Annotated in this window: 21 protein-coding genes; all 21 read left to right on the forward strand. The window is 48.0% G+C overall.

The genetic code is table 11. The annotated features are described in order from the left end of the window. The first annotated feature begins 422 nt into the window (after positions 1–422). The 21 genes from C7R93_RS22875 to C7R93_RS22980 all read left to right on the forward strand — a co-directional run bounded on the left by C7R93_RS22875 (position 423) and on the right by C7R93_RS22980 (position 21,800). The gene (locus tag C7R93_RS22875; protein ID WP_106840976.1) at positions 423–1,121 is read left to right on the forward strand and encodes a response regulator transcription factor; all 699 of its coding nucleotides are present in this window, start codon (positions 423–425) and stop codon (positions 1,119–1,121) included. Beyond that, positions 1,118–2,134 carry a sensor histidine kinase gene (locus tag C7R93_RS22880; protein ID WP_106840977.1) on the forward strand — a complete coding sequence of 339 codons (1,017 nt, stop codon included), beginning with the start codon at positions 1,118–1,120 and terminating at the stop codon, positions 2,132–2,134. Before C7R93_RS22875 ends, C7R93_RS22880 begins: the two co-directional genes overlap by 4 nt. Positions 2,135–2,201: 67 nt before the next feature. Next, positions 2,202–2,972: an ABC transporter ATP-binding protein gene (locus tag C7R93_RS22885; protein WP_106840978.1), complete on the forward strand. Its 771-nt coding sequence runs from the start codon at positions 2,202–2,204 to the stop codon at positions 2,970–2,972. Then, entirely contained in the window at positions 2,947–4,833 is a 1,887-nt protein-coding gene (locus C7R93_RS22890; protein WP_106840979.1) for an FtsX-like permease family protein, read from the forward strand. The genes C7R93_RS22885 and C7R93_RS22890 overlap by 26 nt, the downstream gene beginning before the upstream one ends. Before the next feature lie 70 nt (positions 4,834–4,903). Continuing rightward, a complete protein-coding gene (locus tag C7R93_RS22895; RefSeq protein WP_106840980.1) occupies positions 4,904–5,374 on the forward strand; it encodes a nucleoside deaminase in 471 nt (156 codons plus the stop codon). Positions 5,375–5,617: 243 nt separating this feature from the next. Next, positions 5,618–6,094, forward strand: coding sequence for an Lrp/AsnC family transcriptional regulator (locus tag C7R93_RS22900; protein ID WP_069847451.1), 477 nt, complete (start codon positions 5,618–5,620; stop codon positions 6,092–6,094). A gap of 115 nt (positions 6,095–6,209) precedes the next feature. Further along, positions 6,210–7,772, forward strand: a complete 1,563-nt coding sequence (locus tag C7R93_RS22905; protein ID WP_106841101.1) for an ABC transporter substrate-binding protein — start codon at positions 6,210–6,212, stop codon at positions 7,770–7,772. Positions 7,773–7,819: 47 nt separating this feature from the next. After that, a complete protein-coding gene (locus tag C7R93_RS22910; protein ID WP_106840981.1) occupies positions 7,820–8,776 on the forward strand; it encodes an ABC transporter permease in 957 nt (318 codons plus the stop codon). Beyond that, positions 8,776–9,606 (forward strand): ABC transporter permease, encoded by an 831-nt coding sequence (locus C7R93_RS22915; protein ID WP_106840982.1) that lies wholly within the window; start codon positions 8,776–8,778, stop codon positions 9,604–9,606. The genes C7R93_RS22910 and C7R93_RS22915 overlap by 1 nt, the downstream gene beginning before the upstream one ends. A gap of 35 nt (positions 9,607–9,641) precedes the next feature. Next, complete coding sequence (locus C7R93_RS22920) at positions 9,642–10,616, forward strand: ABC transporter ATP-binding protein (RefSeq protein ID WP_106840983.1); 975 nt, start codon at positions 9,642–9,644, stop codon at positions 10,614–10,616. Beyond that, on the forward strand, positions 10,613–11,599 hold the full coding sequence (locus C7R93_RS22925; protein ID WP_106840984.1) for an ABC transporter ATP-binding protein: 987 nt from the start codon (positions 10,613–10,615) through the stop codon (positions 11,597–11,599). Before C7R93_RS22920 ends, C7R93_RS22925 begins: the two co-directional genes overlap by 4 nt. Positions 11,600–11,623: 24 nt before the next feature. Continuing rightward, complete coding sequence (locus C7R93_RS22930) at positions 11,624–12,205, forward strand: chromate transporter (protein WP_106840985.1); 582 nt, start codon at positions 11,624–11,626, stop codon at positions 12,203–12,205. Beyond that, positions 12,202–12,732, forward strand: coding sequence for a chromate transporter (locus C7R93_RS22935; protein ID WP_106840986.1), 531 nt, complete (start codon positions 12,202–12,204; stop codon positions 12,730–12,732). The genes C7R93_RS22930 and C7R93_RS22935 overlap by 4 nt, the downstream gene beginning before the upstream one ends. Before the next feature lie 316 nt (positions 12,733–13,048). Then, a complete protein-coding gene (ggt, locus tag C7R93_RS22945; RefSeq protein ID WP_106840988.1) occupies positions 13,049–14,659 on the forward strand; it encodes a gamma-glutamyltransferase in 1,611 nt (536 codons plus the stop codon). A gap of 200 nt (positions 14,660–14,859) precedes the next feature. Then, positions 14,860–15,408: a hypothetical protein gene (locus C7R93_RS22950; RefSeq protein ID WP_106840989.1), complete on the forward strand. Its 549-nt coding sequence runs from the start codon at positions 14,860–14,862 to the stop codon at positions 15,406–15,408. A 39-nt stretch (positions 15,409–15,447) separates the two neighbouring features. After that, a complete protein-coding gene (locus tag C7R93_RS22955) occupies positions 15,448–16,056 on the forward strand; it encodes a hypothetical protein (protein ID WP_106840990.1) in 609 nt (202 codons plus the stop codon). Positions 16,057–16,331: 275 nt separating this feature from the next. Continuing rightward, the gene (locus tag C7R93_RS22960) at positions 16,332–16,703 is read left to right on the forward strand and encodes a response regulator (protein ID WP_106840991.1); all 372 of its coding nucleotides are present in this window, start codon (positions 16,332–16,334) and stop codon (positions 16,701–16,703) included. A gap of 78 nt (positions 16,704–16,781) precedes the next feature. After that, positions 16,782–17,924, forward strand: a complete 1,143-nt coding sequence (locus C7R93_RS22965; protein WP_106840992.1) for a glycosyl hydrolase family 8 — start codon at positions 16,782–16,784, stop codon at positions 17,922–17,924. After that, complete coding sequence (locus C7R93_RS22970) at positions 17,905–18,774, forward strand: GGDEF domain-containing protein (RefSeq protein ID WP_106840993.1); 870 nt, start codon at positions 17,905–17,907, stop codon at positions 18,772–18,774. The genes C7R93_RS22965 and C7R93_RS22970 overlap by 20 nt, the downstream gene beginning before the upstream one ends. Then, entirely contained in the window at positions 18,740–20,521 is a 1,782-nt protein-coding gene (locus C7R93_RS22975; RefSeq protein WP_106840994.1) for a polysaccharide deacetylase family protein, read from the forward strand. Before C7R93_RS22970 ends, C7R93_RS22975 begins: the two co-directional genes overlap by 35 nt. After that, positions 20,514–21,800 (forward strand): glycosyltransferase family 2 protein, encoded by a 1,287-nt coding sequence (locus C7R93_RS22980; RefSeq protein ID WP_106840995.1) that lies wholly within the window; start codon positions 20,514–20,516, stop codon positions 21,798–21,800. The genes C7R93_RS22975 and C7R93_RS22980 overlap by 8 nt, the downstream gene beginning before the upstream one ends. Positions 21,801–21,803 lie beyond the last annotated feature (3 nt).

Here is a 21,803-nt window from a genome sequence, read left to right on the forward strand (position 1 = left end):
ATTCTTCTCTGACGTAACTGCCCGCATTCTTCATTCTTTTTTAGGCATTTAAAAATCGGATCACACGGAAAGCTCGTAGAGGAAACAGGAGAAAAAAGCGAAGATCTTAGGGACGCCGACCGAGACGCAATGCAAAAAGCGAAACACGCCCTTAAGTGTCCACCTCTGAAACACATCCTGAAAGGACAACTTTGGACGCGGTTTCGCTTTTTGCATGGAGTCGTGCAGTCAATCCCGCAGGGGGTGGCCCTAGAAGCTGAGCGTTTTCTCCTGTTTCCTCCCCTCCACAACAGCAACGTACAAGAAGTTTTTTCACTAGACATCTAAGTACGAGAAACGCCAAAGGCTTGGCGTAGTCTAGTTTCCTAATGGTATAGTAAAGTATGAAATGGAGGAGACTCAAGACGAGAGGAGTATGAGCGATGTCCACAATTATGATTGTAGAAGACGACCCGAAAATCAACCAGCTGCTGCAAGAGCAACTGGAAAAATACGGATTCAAAACAGTCAATGTTGAACATTTCGATAGAGTCATGGAGGTATTTATTCAAGGGCGCCCTGATCTGGTTTTATTGGATGTGAATCTACCGAAATTTGACGGGTTTTATTGGTGCCGACAAATGCGCCAGGAGTCTAACTGCCCGATCCTGTTCATCTCTGCCCGAGAAAGTAAAATGGACCAGGTGATGGCCTTGGAAAATGGGGCCGATGACTATATCACAAAGCCGTTCGACTACGATGTGGTTTTAGCCAAAATCCGCAGTCAGCTCCGGCGAGCTTACGGACAATATGCTCCACAAGAAGGGGAGCGTACGGTTGAAGTGGCAGGGCTCAAGCTGTTTTTAGAGCGAATGGAGCTGTCCATGTACGATACCAAAATCGAGCTAAGCAAAAAGGAAGCGTTACTGCTCGAAGCCTTGATGAATCAACATCCACGTGTCGTCAGTCGTGAGCGTTTGCTAGAAAAGCTGTGGGATGAGCAGTTTGTCGATGAAAACACGCTGAATGTCTACATCACACGCGTGCGCGGCAAGCTGAAGGACTTAGGCGTAGAAGGAGCTGTCGAGACTGTTCGCGGTTCTGGCTATCGCTTGCGTGCGACTTGGGAGGAAGGGCAATGAAGCTGTTCCTTCGAGATCAATGGCCATTCGCAGCGTTTTTTCTCGTCCAATTGATCTTATTGATCATGATTTTTGCGATGGATGGGTACTGGAATGAATCATTGATGATCTACGTCATGTTTTTATCTGTTTTTTTCGCGGGGGCTTTTCTCGCCATCCGCTATTTGTCTCACCGCACGATCTATCAGCGACTGAGCAAGCCGGTAGAGTCTCTAGAGGAACTGACGCAGACATACGGGAATTCACCGTTGTGCCGCGCGATGGATGACATCAGTCAGGAGCAATACCGACTTTACAAAGAACAGCTTCATGCCTATGAAAACAAGCAACGGGACCATACGACGTTTATTCAGCAGTGGGTTCATCAGATGAAGACGCCGATTTCGGTTATTCATCTGTTGCTGCAAAATGAAGACGATCCAACAGCAGAGAGCGTCCGTGAAGAAGTGGACCGGATCAAGCGTGGACTGGAAACGGTTTTGTACATAGCTCGCCTCGATCGATTTGAACAGGACTTCCTGATTGAGCCAGTAACCCTGCGTTCCTTGGTGCAGAATGTGTTGGCGGAAAACAAGCGGCTATTTATTCGCAATCAAGTGTATCCCGAGGTAAAAGTGGATGAGAATTGGCGAGTGGAATCGGACGAAAAGTGGCTCGCTTTTGTCCTCAACCAATTGTTGACGAATGCCGTTCGTTATTCAGCAGGGAAAAGCAACAAGGTCACCATTCGTACGTATGAACGCGGCGCGCATGCCGTACTGGAAGTGCAGGATTATGGAATCGGGATCCCTGCTGAAGATATTCACCGCGTATTCAAGCCGTATTTTACGGGAGAAAATGGACGCAAATACCCTGAGTCCACCGGGATGGGACTGTACTTGGTGAAGGAAATTTGCGGGCGGCTCCATCATGGGGTGGAAATGGAGTCAGAAGTGGGAGAGGGGACAACCGTACGTATTGTCTTGTCTGCCGTTGTACCAACCTTACAAGAAAGTAAGATAGCTGAAAGTTAATTCGATAGCTGGACTATGCGCACTTCCGTATAGTTGAATTTGGAAGTGCAAGAAAGGGGAATGGCGCATGGAAATGCTTGCTGTAAATAGCTTGAGTAAAATATACGGGGGCAAGGTAACTTACCGCGCGTTGACCGATATCGATTTTTCGATTCGCAAGGGCGAATTTGTCGGTATTATGGGACCTTCCGGCAGTGGCAAGACTACGCTATTAAACATGATCTCCACGATTGATACACCAACTTCTGGTGCGGTTCTTTTGAACGGTACGAATCCGCATCATTTAAAAAAAGATAAACTCGCCCTGTTTCGCCGTCGTGAGCTCGGCTTTGTATTTCAAGATTTTAACCTCTTGGACACGTTGACGATCGGGGAAAATATTGTGTTGCCGCTGACGCTGGACAATGAGAAAGTATCGGTCATGGAAGAAAAGCTGCAAAGTGTTGCGGAGAAGCTAGGGATTCAGGACATTTTGGAAAAGCGAACCTTCGAGGTATCTGGAGGGCAACGTCAACGGACGGCAATTGCTAGGGCAATCATCCATTCTCCGTCTCTATTGCTCGCTGACGAGCCGACAGGAAATCTTGATTCCAAGTCTTCGCGCAACGTCATGGAGACACTGGAAGCAATCAATAAGCGGGATAATACCACTACGATGATGGTGACGCATGATGCTTTGGCAGCCAGCTATTGCCATCGGGTGATTTTTATCAAAGACGGGCAGCTCCATAACGAGATGTATCGTGGTGAGAGTCGACAGGTATTCTTCCAGAAAATTATTGACTCGTTGTCGTTTTTGGGAGGGAACACCTATGACCTTTCGACAATTCGCGTGTAATAACGTTGTAAGAAATAAACGTATGTACGCTGCGTTTTTCATGAGTAGCGTTTTTTCTGTCCTCATTTTTTTCGTCTATGCGATGTTTATTTTTCATCCAGAGATTATCGGGCAGGAGATTCATGAATCCGTAGCCACTGGGATGATGGCGGCTGAGTACGTCATTTTTCTGTTTTCCTTCTTTTTCCTTTTTTATTGTGTCGGTGCTTTTTTGAAAAAGAGGGAGAAGGAGTTCGGAATCCTTTTTATCCAGGGCATGACACCGTTGCAGCGGAATACGCTGATTTTTATGGAAAACATGCTGATAGGCATTGTCTCGATTGCCATCGGAATTGGACTCGGGCTGGTTCTCGCCAAGCTGTTTTTCCAATTCGCCGGATTTTTGCTGGATGTAAAAGCACTCGGGTTTTACTTCCCGTGGAAAGCGATCGGTTTGACAGTAGTGGCGTTTCTCATCTTGTATGCAGCCATTTCGCTGTTTACCGTCCTCGTTTTGCGAAGCCGCAGTCTGTTGGATCTGTTGCAAGGAAGTGGTCGGCCCAAGCGTGAGCCAAAGGCATCGTTAGTGCTGTCTCTGGTCGCAGTAGCTTTGTTGGGAATGAGTTATGCCTTAGCCCTCACTGCTGATGGCGTGAATGTACTCGTGCTGATGCTTCCGGTCATTGCGCTGACGACTGTAGGAACGTATCTGATGTTTACGCAGCTGAGCGTCATCTTCATCGATTTTCTGAAGAAGCGTCGAGCTTTTTACTGGAAACGTACGAATCTCCTGACGCTCTCTGATCTGGCCTATCGGATGAAAGATAATGCACGGATGTTCTTTTTGGTCAGCATCGTCTCGACAGTTGCATTCTGTGCAATTGGTACGCTTGCTGCTTTGGCTGGATCGATTCAGATTACGGTGATGAAAATCAATCCGTTTGCGTTTGAATACCAGTCCAAACAAAGTGATGTAGAGAGAGCCCAGCATCTGTCGTTAATTGAAACGAGCTTGCAGCAGGGTGGCTTTTCCTTCGAAAAATATCAAGTAGCTATGCGGATTTTGCCAGAGCTGGTCAATGAGGAGAGCATCGGGGTTGTGAAGCTGTCCGACTATAATCGGCTAGCGGTAGCGTCCCGTTCGCCTGAGCTACAAATGACGAATAACGAGGTGTTCGTCCTGCTCAATTGGATTGGTGATTCCGTAGCGAGTAAAACGCTGCAAGTGGGTAATGCACAGCTCGCAGTCAAAACAGATACGAATATGACTCCGTTGATCAGAGGGATTGAATTTGAGCGTTTGATTGTCGTACCGAATCAGGTGTATGAGCAGCTTCCGCAACTGAAGGAAGAACAGCGCTTTGTATACGAGGTTCCGAGATGGAAGGAAACGCAGGATCTTAGTCTCAAGCTTCAGGAAGATATTAGTCATTTCGAAGAAAATTATTCGTTTTCAGCTCGTGCGCCATACTACCACAGCATGAAACAAATGGCGAACATGGGACTCTTTATCGGGTTGTTTGTGGGCGTGTTGTTCTTTGTAGCCGCTGCAAGCTTTCTCTATTTCCGTCTGTACACGGACCTGGAATACGACAAACGGCATTATGGTTCGCTTTCCAAGATCGGACTCACGGATGCGGAGCTGACACGTATCGTTACGACCCAGGTAGCCCTGTTGTTCTTCGTGCCGATTGTAGTGGCCATTATTCATAGCATGGTGGCGTTCGTATCCCTGCAAAGCTTGTTGAAGCTGATTCTTGTCGCGTCTGTAGTCAAGCCGACCGCGATCGTCTTATGCAGCTTCGTCGTTGTTCAAGGTGTGTATTTCTGGATTATTCGAAACCGCTACTTGTTCCATTTAAAGCAATCAATGAACCGCTAGTGACTTTTCCATCATGTCCAAATGAGCAAGGACATAGGATAAAAGGAGAAGGCTGCGAGGGGGAAAGCGGATGGAACGAGAGGCGTGGATGGGGCAAGCCGTACAGATTGCATTTGAAAATGTACGTGATAAAATAGGTGGACCGTTTGGAGCTATTGTCGTCAAAGATGGGTATGTAATCGGGCGAGGGCGCAATGAAGTGACGACAAGCAATGACCCTACGGCACATGCCGAAATTCAGGCGATTCGGGAAGCATGTCGTAATCTCCAAACCTTTCAGTTGAACGATTGCGACTTGTATACGAGCTGCGAGCCGTGTCCGATGTGCCTGGGAGCCATCTTTTGGGCAAGACCGCGCCATGTCTATTACGCTTGCACGAAAGAAGATGCGGCGCATGTCGGTTTTGATGATCAGTTTATTTATGAGCAGATTGTTCTCCCTCATGAAGAGCGAAGTATTCCCTTTCGGAGAATAGATCTTGCAAATAGACGGAGTCCATTTGAAGCATGGTCACAATCACCGGACCGTATCGAATATTAATAGAGAGCCTCTCCACTAGCGGAGCAGGCTCTTTTTCTTCGTTTTATTTATAGTAAGAATAGGTGGAAAGAAAAAAATAAAATGAAAATGCTTTCAAAATGAAATTTTCAGATAAAGTATTGCACTATGTCGAAAATCGTATTATAGTAACAACAATCATTATGAAATTCGACCAAATTTTCTAAATATCAACTGTAATAAGGTTGTAATTTGTATAAAAAAGACGAATAAGGGTGTGTTTATATGGAGGAAACTTTTCGAAGATCACTCTATCCTGATTTAGATGACATCGACTACGGAATTATTCGAGCCTTGCAAGGAAATGCACGCTTGCCGTTTACTCAGATCGCGAAGGACCTCGGGGTCACGGAAAAGACGATTCGAATGCGCGTCCAGCAATTGCAGGACGAAGGTGCCCTGAGTCTGGTCGGTATTGTCAATCCAGTCAAAGCAGGGTTTCACGTACAGGCGATGATTCAAGTAGCTGTGGATGCGGAAAAGCTGGACGATGTGGTTGCTGCGTTAACGGACACCGTAGAGATCAGGCTCATTGTACTCACTTCTGGGGAATATCAGCTTTTCACACAGGTGCTCGTAACAAGCAATGAAGAATTGTCGCAATTTTTACTCAAAAAACTACACAAGATTCCTGGCATCTCCAAAACGAATGTGATTAACGAATTGAAGATACTGAAGTCCAAATATAACTTTATCCGTTAGGGCACGAGTGACCTTGGAAGGGGGAATGCCATCGGGCGAAAATCCGCTGGGATTACGAATGACGAACGATGCTCGGAAGAAACTGGAGAAAAAACGAGAGAAAAGGGGTCATCCTATGTTTTCGACCAAAATGAGCAAAGCAATGCTCAGTGCTGTTCTGGGGACAGTTTTATTGGTAACAGGCTGTGGAGGAGGAAACAGTGCGGGTACAGACAACGGAAAAGCCGCAACAACAGCACCAGCCTCCGGAAAAAAAGTACTGAATATTGGGTTAAAGGCAGACCCGCCTTCAATGGACCCAAACACCTCGACTTCGCTGTACGACCGTCAAGTGTACGCGAGCCTCTATGACAAGCTGTTTGATATTGACTCAGAAGGAAAAATCGTGCCAATGCTGGCGGAATCGTATGAAGTAACGCCAGACGGCAAGGCCTATACATTGAAGCTGAAGCAGGGCGTGAAATTCCACGATGGCACCGAGTTTGATGCTGAGGCAGTGAAATTCAACCTCGAGCGCAACATGAACGGTGAGAAGTCCCGCCGGAAAGGCGAATTGAAATTCGTAGATTCCGTTGCCGTAGTGGACAAGCATACCGTAAAAATCCAGATGAAAGAGCCTTTCGCTCCATTTCTGTCCGTCTTGACTGACCGTTCAGGCATTATGGTATCGCCAAAAGCAGTGAAGGAACATGGCGATCAATACCTCAATCATCCGGTTGGTACAGGCCCGTTCGTATTTGTTGAACAAGTAAAAGGCGACCACGTGACACTGAAGAAAAATGAAAACTACTGGAACGGCCAAGTGAAACTCGATGAAGTGAACTACAAAGTGTTCACGAACGGAACAGCGAAGGTGCAAAATCTGCGCTCCGGCATGCTGGATATCATCGATGATACACCTGTGAAAGAAATCCCAGCAATCAAGGGCGATGCGAACCTGCAATTAGTTGCGGAATCCGGGATGGGTTACCAAGGTCTTTACTTGAATAACTCCCGCGCGCCGTTTGACAACAAGTACCTCCGTCAGGCTGTGGATCGTGCTATTGACCGTGATGCACTGGTAAAAGTACTGTTTAACGGCTATGCGGCACCGGCTCGTACAGCATTTACAAAAGGCAGTTTGGCTTACAATGAAGCACTGAACACACCGAAGCCGCCGGATGCAGCGGAAATCAAGGATTTTCTCGCGAAGGGCGGTCAACCGAACGGATTTAACTTCAAGCTGTACATCTCTACTTCTCCGGAGAATGAACAACTGGGTGCGGTACTGCAAAACATGCTGAAACAACACAACATCAACGTGACATTGGAAAAATTGGAATATGGACAATTGATCGAAACAGGCGATAAAGGTGAATTTCAAGCGATGCAACTGGGCTGGTCTGGACGTCAGGACCCTGATCAAAACTTCCATGACTTCGTCGTAACGGATACATCGAACAACGATGGCCGCATTTCTATTCCAAAACTGGATGAGCTGGTCACCAAAGCGCGTGGTGAGCTGGACGAAGCGAAACGCAAGGCACTGTATGACGAAGCTGCCGCATTGCTGCAAGAAGAAGCGGGCTATGTCTACATGTACCACCAATATGTACTGCTTGGCATGAACAAGAAAGTAACCGGCTTTACTTATGTTCCAGACGGTTTGATCCGTACAGCGAATTTGGACAAGCAATAAGCGAAGGTAACGAAACACTATAACAGCAAGAGCAAGGAGGAATTGTCATGATGTTCATAATCAGGCGTCTATTGCTGACAATCCCGATTCTCCTGCTGGTGTCGATTATGACATTCTCTTTGATTCATATGATCCCGGGCGATCCTGCCCGGGTCATTTTAGGAGAGGAAGCGACACTGGAAGCCTATCAGGCACTGCGAACTGAGCTGGGATTGGATCAGCCGATCGTAGTGCAATATTTTTCCTGGCTAGGAAAAGTGGTAACGGGTGATTTGGGAATATCAATTACAGACCGCGTGCCGGTCGCAGACTTAATTATGCAAAGACTGCCAGCTACCGTGGAATTGACGATCGGAACGTTCCTGGTAGCGATTCTGATTGCGTTTCCTGCGGGAATTCTCGCGGCTGTTCGTCGTGGAACCTGGATTGATTATACAAGTACATTTACAGCTTTAGGCGGTATGAGTATCCCGAGCTTCTGGCTGGCGATGATGATGATTATATTTTTTGCCGTCGAAAATCAATGGCTGCCATCTTCCGGTTATGTACCGTTTTCCGAGAATCCCACACAAAACCTGATGGCCATGATTCTGCCCTGTTTGGCAACGGGCTTGCGGGAATCTGCCGTATTGATGCGGATGCTGCGTTCTTCTTTGCTCGATGTCGTGAGCATGGACTTTATTCGGACAGCGAAAGCGAAGGGATTGAATGAGGCTCGCACGATTCTGGGGCACGCACTCAGAAATGCGATGGTTCCGGTGGTAACGACCTCGGGTTTGATGATCGCAGGCTTGTTGGGTGGTCTGGTGATTACCGAATCGATTTTTTCGATTCCTGGCTTTGGCCGTCTGATTGTGGAATCTGTATTCAAGCGTGACTACGTAACGGTTCAAGGAGCCATTCTTGTTTCAGCGGTTCTCGTTGTATTAGTTAACCTGATTGTAGACATTTTGTACGCTGTCATTGATCCGCGCATCAAGGCTGGGAAAGGAGCAGGTGAGTGATGAAAACCGTGGGCAAATTTCTCCGGAATGGTTTGGGCGTCATCGGAGCGGTGATTATCCTCGGATTGATCTTGGTGGCGATTTTCGCACCGCTGATCGCACCCTTCGACCCCAATGCACAAGACTATAACAAAATTTTGATGCCGCCAGATGGTGAGCACTTCTTTGGTACAGACGACCTCGGTCGGGATATTTTCTCCCGTGTTGTTTACGGGGCGCGCATCTCCATTCAGGCAGCGCTGATCTCTGTTGGCATTGCGATGCTGATCGGGGTGCCGATTGGACTGTTGTCCGGTTACTACCGCGGCTTTTGGGATGAGTGGATCGTCATGCGAAGCGTCGATGCGATGCAAGCCTTTCCGTTTTTAATTTTGGCTTTGGCGATTTCGGCGGTGCTTGGTTCAGGCTTCGGGAATGCCATGCTAGCGATTGGGATTGGTTTTGCCCCTGCTTTTATACGGATTACACGCGGTCAAGTTCTGTCGCTTCGGAATATGGAGTATATTCAAGCAGCACGTTCGGTTGGTGTAAAGGATGCACGCATTATTTTTCGCCACATTTTGCCGAACGCCATGAACCCGATTGTGATTCAAGCGACGTTGGCAATGGCATCCGGGATTATTGCAGAAGCATCCTTGTCCTATCTCGGATTGGGTGTACAGCCGCCGACTCCCTCTTGGGGCAGTATGCTTAACCAAGCACAAACGCTTATGTCCGTCGCGCCCTATGCGACATTTTATCCGGGGATTGCCATCTTTTTAGTCGTGCTGGGCTTCAACTTGTTGGGAGATGGTCTACAGCAGGTGCTGGACCCACGCGCACGTAAATAATGAATGCCCTACACGGGAGAAAAGGAGTGGAGCAGATGACGACTATCTTGGAAGTGGAACAGCTGAGAACCCGTTTTCGCACGGACAGCGGTGTCGTCAGTGTCGTGGAAGGTGTCGACTTCTTTATCCGTGCTGGTGAAACGCTTGGCGTCGTGGGCGAATCGGGCTGTGGGAAGAGTGTAACCAGCCTGTCGATCATGCGCTTGCTGCCGCCCAACGGAAGCACGGAAGGATCGATTCGCTTCAATGGGAAGAACGTGCTTGCGCTGTCGGAAAAAGAAATGCAAGGGGTACGCGGTAATGAAATCGCGATGATTTTTCAAGAGCCAATGACATCCCTCAATCCGCTGCATACCGTAGGCAAACAGATTGAGGAAGCGGTCATGCTGCATCGCAAGGTAACAAAGGCAGAGGCAAAGGAACGGGCGATTGCGATGCTAAAAGCAGTCGGAATGCCGCGTGCAGAAGAGATTTACGGAGAGTTTCCGCACCAGCTGTCAGGCGGGATGCGCCAACGTGTAATGATCGCGATGGCGATGTCCTGCGATCCAAAGCTGATTATTGCAGACGAGCCGACAACCGCACTGGATGTGACAATTCAGGCGCAAATTCTCGATTTGATGCGCGATTTGAAAGAAAAAACGGGCACTTCCATCATGCTGATTACGCATGATTTGGGTGTAGTAGCCGAGATGTGTGACCGCGTTATCGTCATGTATGCCGGGCAAGTCGTGGAGGAGACGGATGTCGATACGCTGTTTGACAGTCCGAAGCATCCGTATACGATCGGTCTGATGAACTCGATTCCTGAGCTGGACGAAGAGCGCGAATATCTGGAAACCATTCCAGGGGCAGTTCCTTTGCCGTATCAAATGCCAGCCGGCTGCCGTTTTGCCCCGCGCTGTTCGCAAGCAATTGCGATTTGTCACGAAAAGCCCCCTGAACTCTTGCAATTGGACAATCAAAAATGTCGCTGCTGGCTGTACGCGAAGGAGGGAGAACAGGCATGACGACACCTCTCTTAGAAGTAAAAGGGCTGCAACAGCATTTTCCCATCAAGGGTGGCTTTTTGAAGCGGACGACGGGACATGTCAAAGCAGTCGATGGTATTGATCTGACAGTGTATCCAGGTGAAACACTTGGGATTGTAGGGGAATCGGGCTGCGGCAAGTCTACGACGGGCCGAACGATTCTGCGCCTCTTGGAGCCGACAGCAGGAGAAGTATTGTTTGATGGCAAAGATTTAGCGAAGCTTCCTAAAGAAGAAATGCGCGTCATGCGCCGAAACCTGCAAATGATTTTTCAGGACCCATATGCTTCTCTAAACCCGCGGATGACGATCAAGCAGATTTTGATGGAGTCACTGATGGTGCACAACATCGGGACAAAGGCAGAGCGGGAAAAAGTCATCGAAGAGATTATTCAGGTCGTTGGCTTGCGAAAAGAACATCTGAACCGCCATCCACATGATTTTTCCGGCGGACAGAGGCAGAGAATCGGTATCGCCCGTGCACTGGTCGTAAAACCAAAGCTGATCATTGCCGATGAGCCCGTGTCTGCCTTGGACGTATCGATTCAATCACAGGTACTCAATTTGTTGAAGGATTTGAAAAAGGAATTCAATCTGACCCTGATGTTCATTTCGCATGATTTGTCGGTCGTAAAGCACTTGTGCGATCGGATCGCGGTGATGTATTTGGGGCGGATCGTAGAAATTGCTGACAAGCGGACGTTGTTTGAGAACCCGAGTCATCCGTATACACGGGCGCTGCTCTCGGCTGTTCCAGTAGCGAAACCACGGCAAAAGCGCGAACGGATCTTGTTGACAGGCGATTTGCCGAGTCCAGCAAATCCACCGAGCGGCTGCACTTTTCATCCGCGTTGTCCTTATGCGACTGAGATTTGCAAGACGCAGGTGCCCAGTCTGTCAGACATTGGCAAGGGCCAACTGGTATCCTGTCATTTGGTACAATCGGGCGAGCTTTTCCGCTAGCTAGGCAAGGACGGAGGTACAGCTATGATTTACTGGCAATTATTTCTCGCCTTTTTCCGCATCGGAATCTTCGGGTTTGGGGGAGGACCTACGATGGTTCCCCTCTTTTACACCGAATGCGTGAAAAAGTACAAATGGGTGACAGATGAGGACTTTTCTGACAATCTGGCGCTCGGCAACGCTCTTCCAGGGCCAATTGCGACCAAGCTGGCCGCATTTATCGGCTATCGGGTAAAAGGCTGGAAGGGTGCCTTGGTGGCAAACATCGCAGTAGTGATGCCAATCGTGCTTGTGATGATCGGTTTGCTGCAAGTCATTTATCAATGGAAGGATACGCCGGGTGTATACGGCATGATCCAGGCAATCGGTCCGGTAATCGCAGTCATGACAGGCGTCCTTACATGGGAATTCCTTTCAAAGGGTTGGAAGGGAGCATCCAACAAAGCAGGAGTGAGCCTTTCCCTCGCACTCTCACTTGTAGCGTTGCTCTTCCTTGATTGGCATCCGGGTATCGTAGTAGGGATTGCGCTGACTGTTTCATTTGCCTACTCTACTTGGTCTGTCCGCAAGCGCAAGGACAAGGACGGCAAGGAGGGTGTAGCATGACTTACCTGCAATTATTTTGGGCTTTTTTCATCTCCAACATTTTGGGATACGGGGGAGGTCCACCGAGCATTCCTTTGATCCAAAATGAAGTAGTTGACCATTACAAGTGGATGACCGTACAGGAATTCGGAGAAGTGCTGGCAGTAGGAAATGCGCTGCCCAGTCCAATCGCGACCAAGCTCGCTGGATACATTGGCTATCAGGTAGCGGGTGTACCGGGTGCAGCAGTCGCATTATTTGCAACGGTTGCTCCGACAGCGATCGCGATGATCTTGCTGATGGGGTTCATTAACCTATTCCGCAGTGCTCCACAGGTAAAAGCGATGACTCAATCGGTACGACCGGTCGTTACTGTCTTGCTCGGAACGATGACGTATCAATTCCTGATGGGCGCAGTCGAGGGAATCGGCTGGATGCAAACAGGGATTTTGACAGTGGCTTCCTATCTTCTGCTCGAAACGTGGAAGGTTCATCCAGCTTTTGTCATTTTGGGAGCGATGGCTTACGGGTTTGTTTTCATCGGCTAGGAAAGTTTACGTAAGCTGGTAGGGAGAAAAAGCACAGGGCTCGCAGACCTTGACAACGCCTACCCAGTCGGAACTTCAAAAAGGGGACCACGTTTGTCGAACACCTCTTCCTTGAGAAACTTCCGCCCGTAGGGTGGCTTTGGATCGACGGTCCCCTTTTTGAAGTGGAGACGGACAGTCAATTCCCCCTGCTGGCGTGTCAGAGTCGAAGAGAACTGTGCTTTTTCTTCTCCTCCACTATGCTGACTCAAACCAAAAGGACCTTCATAGATCTTTCTTATTGGCTAACGATGAACTACTTAAGGAGGCATAAATCATGGTTAACTATGACGCAATGGAATACCCATACGCATCGAAGCGTGTGACGACTTTTGCCAAGAACGGCATGGTGGCGACCTCGCAGCCACTGGCGGCACAAGCAGGTCTCGATATATTGAAAAAGGGCGGAAATGCCGTGGATGCGGCGATCGCAACGGCCGCGTGCCTGACGGTAGTAGAACCGACCTCGAATGGCATCGGGGGAGATGCTTTTGCCCTCGTGTGGATTAAAGATGAGCTGCATGGACTGAATGCAAGCGGGCCTGCTCCGCAAGGAATCTCCATAGAGGCATTAAAAGCAAAAGGTCTGGAAGAAATGCCTACCTATGGCTGGACGCCTGTCACTGTACCTGGTGCGCCTGCTGCCTGGGCAGCCTTGTCCAAGCGTTTTGGACGCCTTCCGCTGACAGAGGTTTTGCAGCCAGCGATTGAGTATGCGGAGAATGGCTATCCGGTATCGCCGACATTGGCGCATTATTGGAATGCTGCGTACAAAAAGTTTTCCCAGCAATGCAAAGGGGAAGAGTTCGCACATTGGTTCTCCACTTTTACGCCAGATGGCAAGGTGCCAAAAGCGGGCGACATCTGGAAGTCGCCGGGTCATGCTGAGACGCTACGTCAAATCGCGGAAACAAATGCAGAGAGCTTCTATCGCGGAGAGCTGGCAGACAAGATCGACGCGTTCTCCCGGGAGTGTGACGGCTACTTGCGAAAAGAAGACTTGGCTGCCTATGAACCGGAATGGGTGAAGCCGATCAGCGTCAACTACCGCGGCTATGATGTGTGGGAGATCCCGCCAAATGGGCAAGGGATGATCGGCCTGATGGCACTGAACATTTTGAAGGGTTTTGATTTTGACGCAAAAGACACGACGGAAACGTACCACAAGCAAATCGAAGCGATGAAGCTGGCATTTGTGGATGGACTGAAATACATCACGGAAGAAAGCAAGATGAAAGTCACCAAGGAAGCATTGTTGTCAGAGGAATACGCTGCAACCCGCCGTGTACTGATTGGCGATGAAGCCTTGACGCCAGAGCCAGGTCAGCCGAAAACGAGTGGTACGGTCTATTTGGCCACAGCCGACGGTGAGGGCAACATGGTTTCCTTTATCCAAAGCAATTACATGGGCTTTGGTTCCGGGGTAGTTGTGCCGGAGACAGGGATCGCCATGCAAAACCGTGGTCATAACTTCTCTCTGGACCCTGCTCATGACAATTGCTTGGAGCCAGGCAAAAGAACGTTCCACACCATTATCCCGGGCTTCTTGACGAAGAATGGAAAAGCAGTGGGGCCATTCGGCGTAATGGGCGGCTTCATGCAGCCACAAGGCCATGTGCAGGTGGTCATGAACACCATCGACTTCCACCTCAATCCGCAAGCTTCGCTCGATGCGCCGCGTTGGCAGTGGATGGAAGGCAAAACGGTGGAGCTGGAGCGTCATTTCCCGGAGCATCTGGCACAGGCTTTGGAGCGCAGGGGCCATACGATCAAGTGGGCGCAGCTCGGCAATTACTTCGGACGTGGTCAAATCATTTGGCGCGATGAAAATGGAGTGCTGAGTGGTGGTACTGATATGCGTACGGATAGTTGTATTGCGGCTTGGTAGGGAAATAGGAGAATAAAAGAGGAAAAAAGAGCCGAAGCGATGCTGCGGCTCTTTTTCATACATGTAAAGGATTTTCCGATGAATCCGATTGTTAGATTCTAGTTAAAAAACTATTTTTTCTAAAAATACAGTATTTACAACCTGTAGAAATATTCATACAATTGGTATAAATTCCAAAAAAAGGAAAAGGAGTGTGGGTCATGAAGAGAAAATTTGCTAGCTTAGGCATTGCAACGCTCTTATTGATTGTTCCTATTCAATCGGCACTTGCTGATTACTGGCAGGGAGGAAAAACATGGGGAGGGACTACGGTATATGAGTTTGATTCCTCCGTATACAACTACTCCTATGACTACGAGAGTGTTTATAACCAAGCCATTCGTAATTGGGAAGGCATTTCATCAAAGGTTAGCTTTGCTTCACGGTCACATGAGAATTCAGATAAATACTATGTAGGAGAAACGAGTGTTCAAGGGTTGTTAGGAAGGATGGACCCGTATAATGGTACTCGGTTGGCAAGTATTAATAGTAATTGGAGCTCTACCAAAGTTCATATATTCCACAATAATATGGACGCATTTAATATGAGCGAAGCTGAAAGAACCTCGAATGCTACACACGAAATTGGACACAGTCTGAAATTGGCACATCCTGTTGGCAACGTAACTTCTGTTATGAAACAAGGGATACAAAGTAGAGGACCAAGCTCTTATGATAAGACAGAATTGAAAAATAAATGGGGGCAATAGAGAAGCGAAATAATAAAAAGTCAAAGGAGAGGTTTTTGGATGAATCTGAAAATGAATCGATTGTATATGAAAATAGCAATTGGAATCATGTTGACTGCCATCGTTTTTGTGTGCGCAGCTTTCAGCACCTTTTCCCAAAAGAATGAGCCAATGGAAACAATCTCACTAGAAGCACTTTATATGACATATGAAAGTGCCGAGGAGTTGGATAAAGCAGATTTAATTCTGATAGGTACTCCAACCTCTGACTTTTCAGATCGAGAACATAAGACCAGTTATTATGAAGATGGTAGTTTGCAAGACTTTTATACGTTAACAGAGATTGAGATAGATAAAATTATTAAATCTCCGAATGACTTTGATATAGAAGAATCTGAAACACTTTCCATAATAGAGCCTGTTGGTATGATCGAGTTAGATGGAACGAAAAAAATCACGATTGATGAATATAAAGAAATGGAACAAGGTGAGAAGTACATTATTTTCTTGAATGAAAATGGACATGGACAGTACAGTGTAATTAACAATGATTCGGGAAAATTTAATTTAGATTCAAAATCAGCAAAAAGTGAAAAATCATTGAGCAAAAATTCAGCGATTACGTTAAAAGAAGATGTTCTAGAAAAGTATAGTGAGTTCATTGAATAGTTTGAAACAGGTAGGGAAAAGAAAACCGAATAGAAAAGTGAGTAGAGCCGAAGCAGATGCTTCGGTCTTTTTTATGTCCCAGTAATGGAATGGACGACAGGTGTGTAGTTCTTAATGCCTGCTTATTCTTATGGATAATTCTGCTCTGTTCAGAAACTGTTTAGATGTTTCTTGTAGAATGTAGAAAATGGTCAGATTATGTCGTTTTTGAGTAGAGTAAACCCTTTATGATAGTTCAAAAGTCGTGGTATAAAAGATAGGAGAATATAATTTGGATGAATAGCATTTTAATTGTTGATGATACGGCGTTTACGAGACTCGTGCTGCGTCACATGTTTGAAAAATTAGGTATTGAGGTAGTTGCAGAAGCTGATTCAGGGGAGGAGGCAGTTAGAAACTATTGTTTGTATCGACCGTCACTCGTCATGATGGATATTACGATGCCAGGCATGAATGGTTTGGCTGCTTCCCGAAAAATCATGGAGCTGGATAAGGATGCGAAGATCATTATTTGCTCCGCAGTTGCACGACGCGACACTGTCATCAAAGCGATTCAGGCAGGTGCACGTGACTTTATCGCAAAGCCCTTACAGTTCGAGAGGATTGAATGGGCTGTTCAACATTTATTGGAAGTAGATACTAGGTGAAACAAAATAGCGGCGGTGTTAATATGTAAGTTTGATGATAGGTAGTTAGGATGGATTATTATAGGAAGTTGCGTGAACATGTTGAGAGATTTTCGCTTGCCCATCATAGCAGTTGCCCTACTCGTCCTCATCTTGAGTGGATGCTTTTTTCAAGGGGTGCCGTCTGCCATGAAATCGGAACAGAGTACTAGTAGCTCCGAATACGTCAGGCTTTTGCCAGGCGAGCTATTTATCAAGGAGCATTTGACGAATGACGATTTGACCTTGAAAACAAATCTGAAGCCTGCCACATCTAATGACCCGAATGTTGCAAAAGGGACAGAGACCCTTTCGGAATCGCTTGGCCTGTGGATGCTGTACGCAGTGGAAAAAGGAGATCAAGCGCTTTTCGCTCAGAATGTAGAGATTATGAAAGCTTACGATTATCAGAATGGATGGATTGCCTGGAAAGCGGGTGGAGAGAATGAGACTCCAGTCACGACTAACGCATTGGTCGATGACCTGAGGATCGCAGAAGCTCTTTACATGGCAGGCGAAAAGTGGGGAGACGAGACCTATATCCAACTCGCCAATGAGATTGGAAAAAGCATCGTGGAGAACCAGAGTCGAGAGGGGCTGCTGGTCGATTTTTACGATCCTAATTATAAGGTAGCCAGTGATTCCCTCACACTCTCCTATTTGAATGCTTCAGCCGTTCAATTGATGGAGAAACATCAACAGGTGAGCGAAGAATTGAATAATCAAGTCCATTCTTTTCTGAACACGTTGCCGACCAAAAACGGGTTTTTCCCATTTTCTTATCAGATGGGCAGCAAGGAGTATGTCTATCATCAGGAAGTGAATCTGATCGACCAGTTATACATTGGCTATCATCGTGCACAAGCAGGCATGACCTCGCCGGAGCTGTGGGCGTTTCTCAAAGATGAATTTGCGCGAAATGGCCTATTGTATGGCAGATACGATGCCAGTACCAAGCAGCCGATGGTACCATACGAATCCCCTGCCGTGTACAGCTTGGCGATCCTGACAGCAAGCGAGCTTAAGGATTACACTTTTGCCCGTGATTTATATGAGCGGATGGTTCGTCAGCAGGTTCGGCGTCCAGAAAGCGAGTACTATGGCGGTTACATGGACATGAGTCAGATGGATACGCATTCGTTTGACAATCTGCTTCCATTGCTCGCAGAAAGGAGGCTGTTCAATGAGGGAACGCTTCAGTAAAAACGGTAAATTTGTCAGTTACCAAGTGTTGTTTTTGCTTTTCATTATTATACTCGCCATGTTTGCGGTGGGAATGCCTGCCCTGTCGCTGATCCAAGCCTTGCTGTTGGGCTGGACACTGGTCATTAGCCTGACGGGTATCATGTTTGGGCTGTTGACTAGCCTGGGGATGAGCCTGTTCAGCTTGTTCGCCTTTGGCAGTCTGTTGATTTGGGGCATGTTTGCTGGCTGGACGATTTCCTTTTCCTTCACTGACATTGTCATATGGATGGGACTCTTTCTCGGCGCTGCCGTTCTGACCGGCTTGATCCATCGCTTGGTGAGTCAGACAGTGGCCGAGCATCAGGAGATGGTTGGGAAGTTTGACGAGCTGGTGACGATCGACGAAGTGACGGGTTTTTCAAATGAGAAGCGATTGCTCTTTGATTTGGAAGAGGAATTTAGCCGCTCTCGGCGGACAGGCATCCCTTTTTCGCTGATGCTGATTGAAGTCCTGTATCTGGACTCCTACTATCGCTTGTACGGCCCCAAGGAGGGAGAGTATTTGCTCAGCTCTCTCTCAACCATTCTACGCAGCAACACGCGATTGACAGACCGCAAGTTTCGTCTCGACCGCGGGGAGCAAGGCTCAGGAACCTTCGCTGTTATTTTGAGCAACAGCCATGAAGAAGGGGCCGAAGTAGTCGTCAAAAAGATCGAAAAGCTTCTATCCCTCCACAATCTGGAAAACGACAAAAAGCAGGTCACACTAACGATCGGGTTTGGAATCAGTCATTACGCTGAAGATGTGAGTGACCATTTGGAGATGGTGCAACGTGCCAAACAAGAGCTGGAACAATATATTCAATAATCGCTGCCGCATAGTCGTGTCTTTGGTTGCGGTGCTCTTGCTGCTGGCAGGAGCAGGGGGTAAGCTGTACGCTGCGGAGGGGCCGGGACAGGAGCCAGAGGTACTGGTCGTCTACTCGACCCAGGACGGGGCCTTGACGGATGAAGTACGCATGCTTGATCTCGTGCTGGGACATTACAGCTCCAGGCTCACCTATGTGGCGGACGAGGTATTGACTGAGCGAGATTTGGATGGTGCCACATATCTCGTCTATTACGGTAGCATCTCGAAAGAATTGAGCAGTTCTTCGAGGCAAATCATGCAACGCTTTCAGGGCACTTGGCTTGCGATGGGCAAAAACGTGGAGCAGTTGGGAGAGCGCTTTTCCTTTTTCCAGATGAACGGTCAGGTGGATATCCAGAAGGTATCCAAGCCGCAGGGTATTGACCAAGTCCTGCTGAATGACAACTATCTGGTGGAGCATATCTCGTTGACTCAAGGCGATGTTTTGCTCGAGGGCTGGAAGGGGATGTATACATTCCCACTGATGGTTCAGCACGAAAAGACAGCGTATTTTTCCAGCTCCAATTTTACATCGCCCTTCTCCCTCTTTGTGGCAGAAGCACTGCACGAGGTTTTCAAGCAGCCGCATGACGAGGGACGTCACGCGTTGATCCGTCTGGAGGACGTACACCCTCATTCAGATCCCAAGCTGGTCTGGGAGGCAGGGAGTTATTTGGCAGATAAGGGGATTCCCTTCGTCATTGCGCTTATCCCGGTGTACAAAAACTCCGAGACGCAGGAGATGGTCCATCTGAAGGATCGCCCAGAGATGCTCAAGGTGCTGCGGGAGTTGCAAAAAAGAGGAGCAAGCATCGTACTGCACGGGTACATGCACCACTATCGCAATTCGGAAACAGGGGAAGGGTCGGAGTTTTGGGACATTGAAAACAACGCGCCGGTCTCCAAAGCTCCGGAAGACGACACTCCCTTGAAGAAAAGGCATGTATTTGCGTCTCAGGCCGAGTATGAGACTTATCAGCAGGCGCTGAAAGAATATGAGGAGCATTATATACAGACACGCATGGAGACAGGAATCAAGGAACTGACTGAGCTAGGTCTGGCTCCCGTTGCTTTTGAGGCTCCGCACTACACGATGAGCCAAAAAGGGTACGAGGTCATGGCTCGCTACTTTCCTTATGTCCTTGGTCAGCTTCAGCTTAATGACAGGGACTGGATACACATGGGGGCACCTCCTTTTGTATCGAAGCCGGCCTTTTTGCACGGAATGACTATCCTGCCGGAAACAGTCGGGTATTACGATCCCGCCTCTTCAACTCCGATGCAGGATATCAAGGACAAATACAGAGAGAGTAGCTTTGTACGCGATGGCATGGTCAGCATGTTTTTTCACCCATATCTAGGAGTGGAACCATTAAAAGAAATGATTGCCTACGTAGAGACCTTGCCTGATGTGAAGTGGCTGGACGTCCGTGGGCTGAGCGGACAGGAAATTAGCCTGGATAGCGGTCAGGAAGCCAATGAGCCACCTATCGAGTCTTTAGACGAGCAAGGTTCAGCATTGAAGGCTTCGGATATTTACCAAGATCTTCAGGCTTTCCAGCGCGAAAATGGGTGGGTACAGCTCGTACTATGGGGCATTGCCGGACTCGTGTCTGTGATGGTCATACTGTTTATGCTGTATACGTTGCGCAATCGGGCTAATCTGCGCAAACAACTATTTATGGAGCGTGATCTGGATGGCTAATACTCTATTTTATCTCTCCCTGTCAGTCATCTGGATTATGCTGCTGTACCATATGTTCTTGATGCAGGGGGGGTATTTTCACTACCTGCGATATAGACGACCTATTCCAGAGTGGGAAAAAAACCAGCAGCCGCTGCCAAAGGTAAGTGTTCTGATCCCGGCTCACAATGAGGAAGTCGTCATCGAACGGACCATTAAGGCGATGTTGAGGTTGGATTATCCGAAAGACAAGCTGGAGATTGTCGTCATCAATGACAATTCGCGCGATCGCACGGGTGAAATCGCCGATGAATACGCCAGTAAATACCCGTACGTGAAGGTGGTCCACACCAAGCCTCCTCATGCGGGAAAAGGAAAATCGGGTGCGCTCAACCAGGGCTTGGCTCATTCCTCAGGAGAAGTGATCGTGGTCTATGACGCTGATAATACACCGGAGCGCAAAGCCGTCTATTACCTCGTTCTGGCGCTGTTAAACGATCCAAAGGCAGGGGCCGTTGTCGGCAAATTCAGGGTGGTGAACGCCGCTACGAATTTGCTTACACGCTTTATCAATATCGAGACGATCTGCTTTCAATGGATGGCGCAGGCAGGACGATTTTTCTGGTTCCGGGTGACGACGATTCCAGGGACCAATTTCGCCATTCGCCGCAGCTTGGTTGAGGAACTGGGTGGCTGGGATGAAAAAGCTCTCGCGGAAGACACCGAGCTGACGATCCGTGTCTACAATGAAGGCTACTACATTCGGTTCTTCCCGGCGGCGATTACCTGGGAGCAGGAGCCCGAAAGCTGGAAGGTGTGGTGGAAGCAAAGGACACGATGGGCGCGAGGGAATCAATACGTTGTCCTGAAGTTCATGTGGAGAATCTTCTCTTTGCGAAAGAAGAGCATCATGTTTGATTTGATCTACTTCTTTTTCACCTATTTCCTGTTCTTTATGGGTGTGATCGTATCGGATGTACTGTTTGTGACGAATATGTTCGTCGATTTGCATTTGCAGGTAGGCATCGTCGCCATGATTCTCTGGATTTTGGCTTACTTCCTGTACGTCACGGAAGTCATGATCGCTCTTAGCATTGAACGGACTGAATTGAATATAAAAAACTTCCTGATTGTACTGTTAATGTATTTTACTTACTCGCAGCTCTGGATCGTCCTGGTCGTCTATGCCTTGTACCTGGAGTTCAAGCGGGTTGTATTTCGACAAGAGCTTAAATGGTATAAGACAGAGCGTTTCGCGGCAGATAAGAAGGCCGCACCGCCAGCAGAAAGACAGGTGTAAAAC

Origin of the sequence: Brevibacillus fortis (genome assembly GCF_003013395.1) — a bacterium.
Classification (GTDB): domain Bacteria; phylum Bacillota; class Bacilli; order Brevibacillales; family Brevibacillaceae; genus Brevibacillus; species Brevibacillus fortis.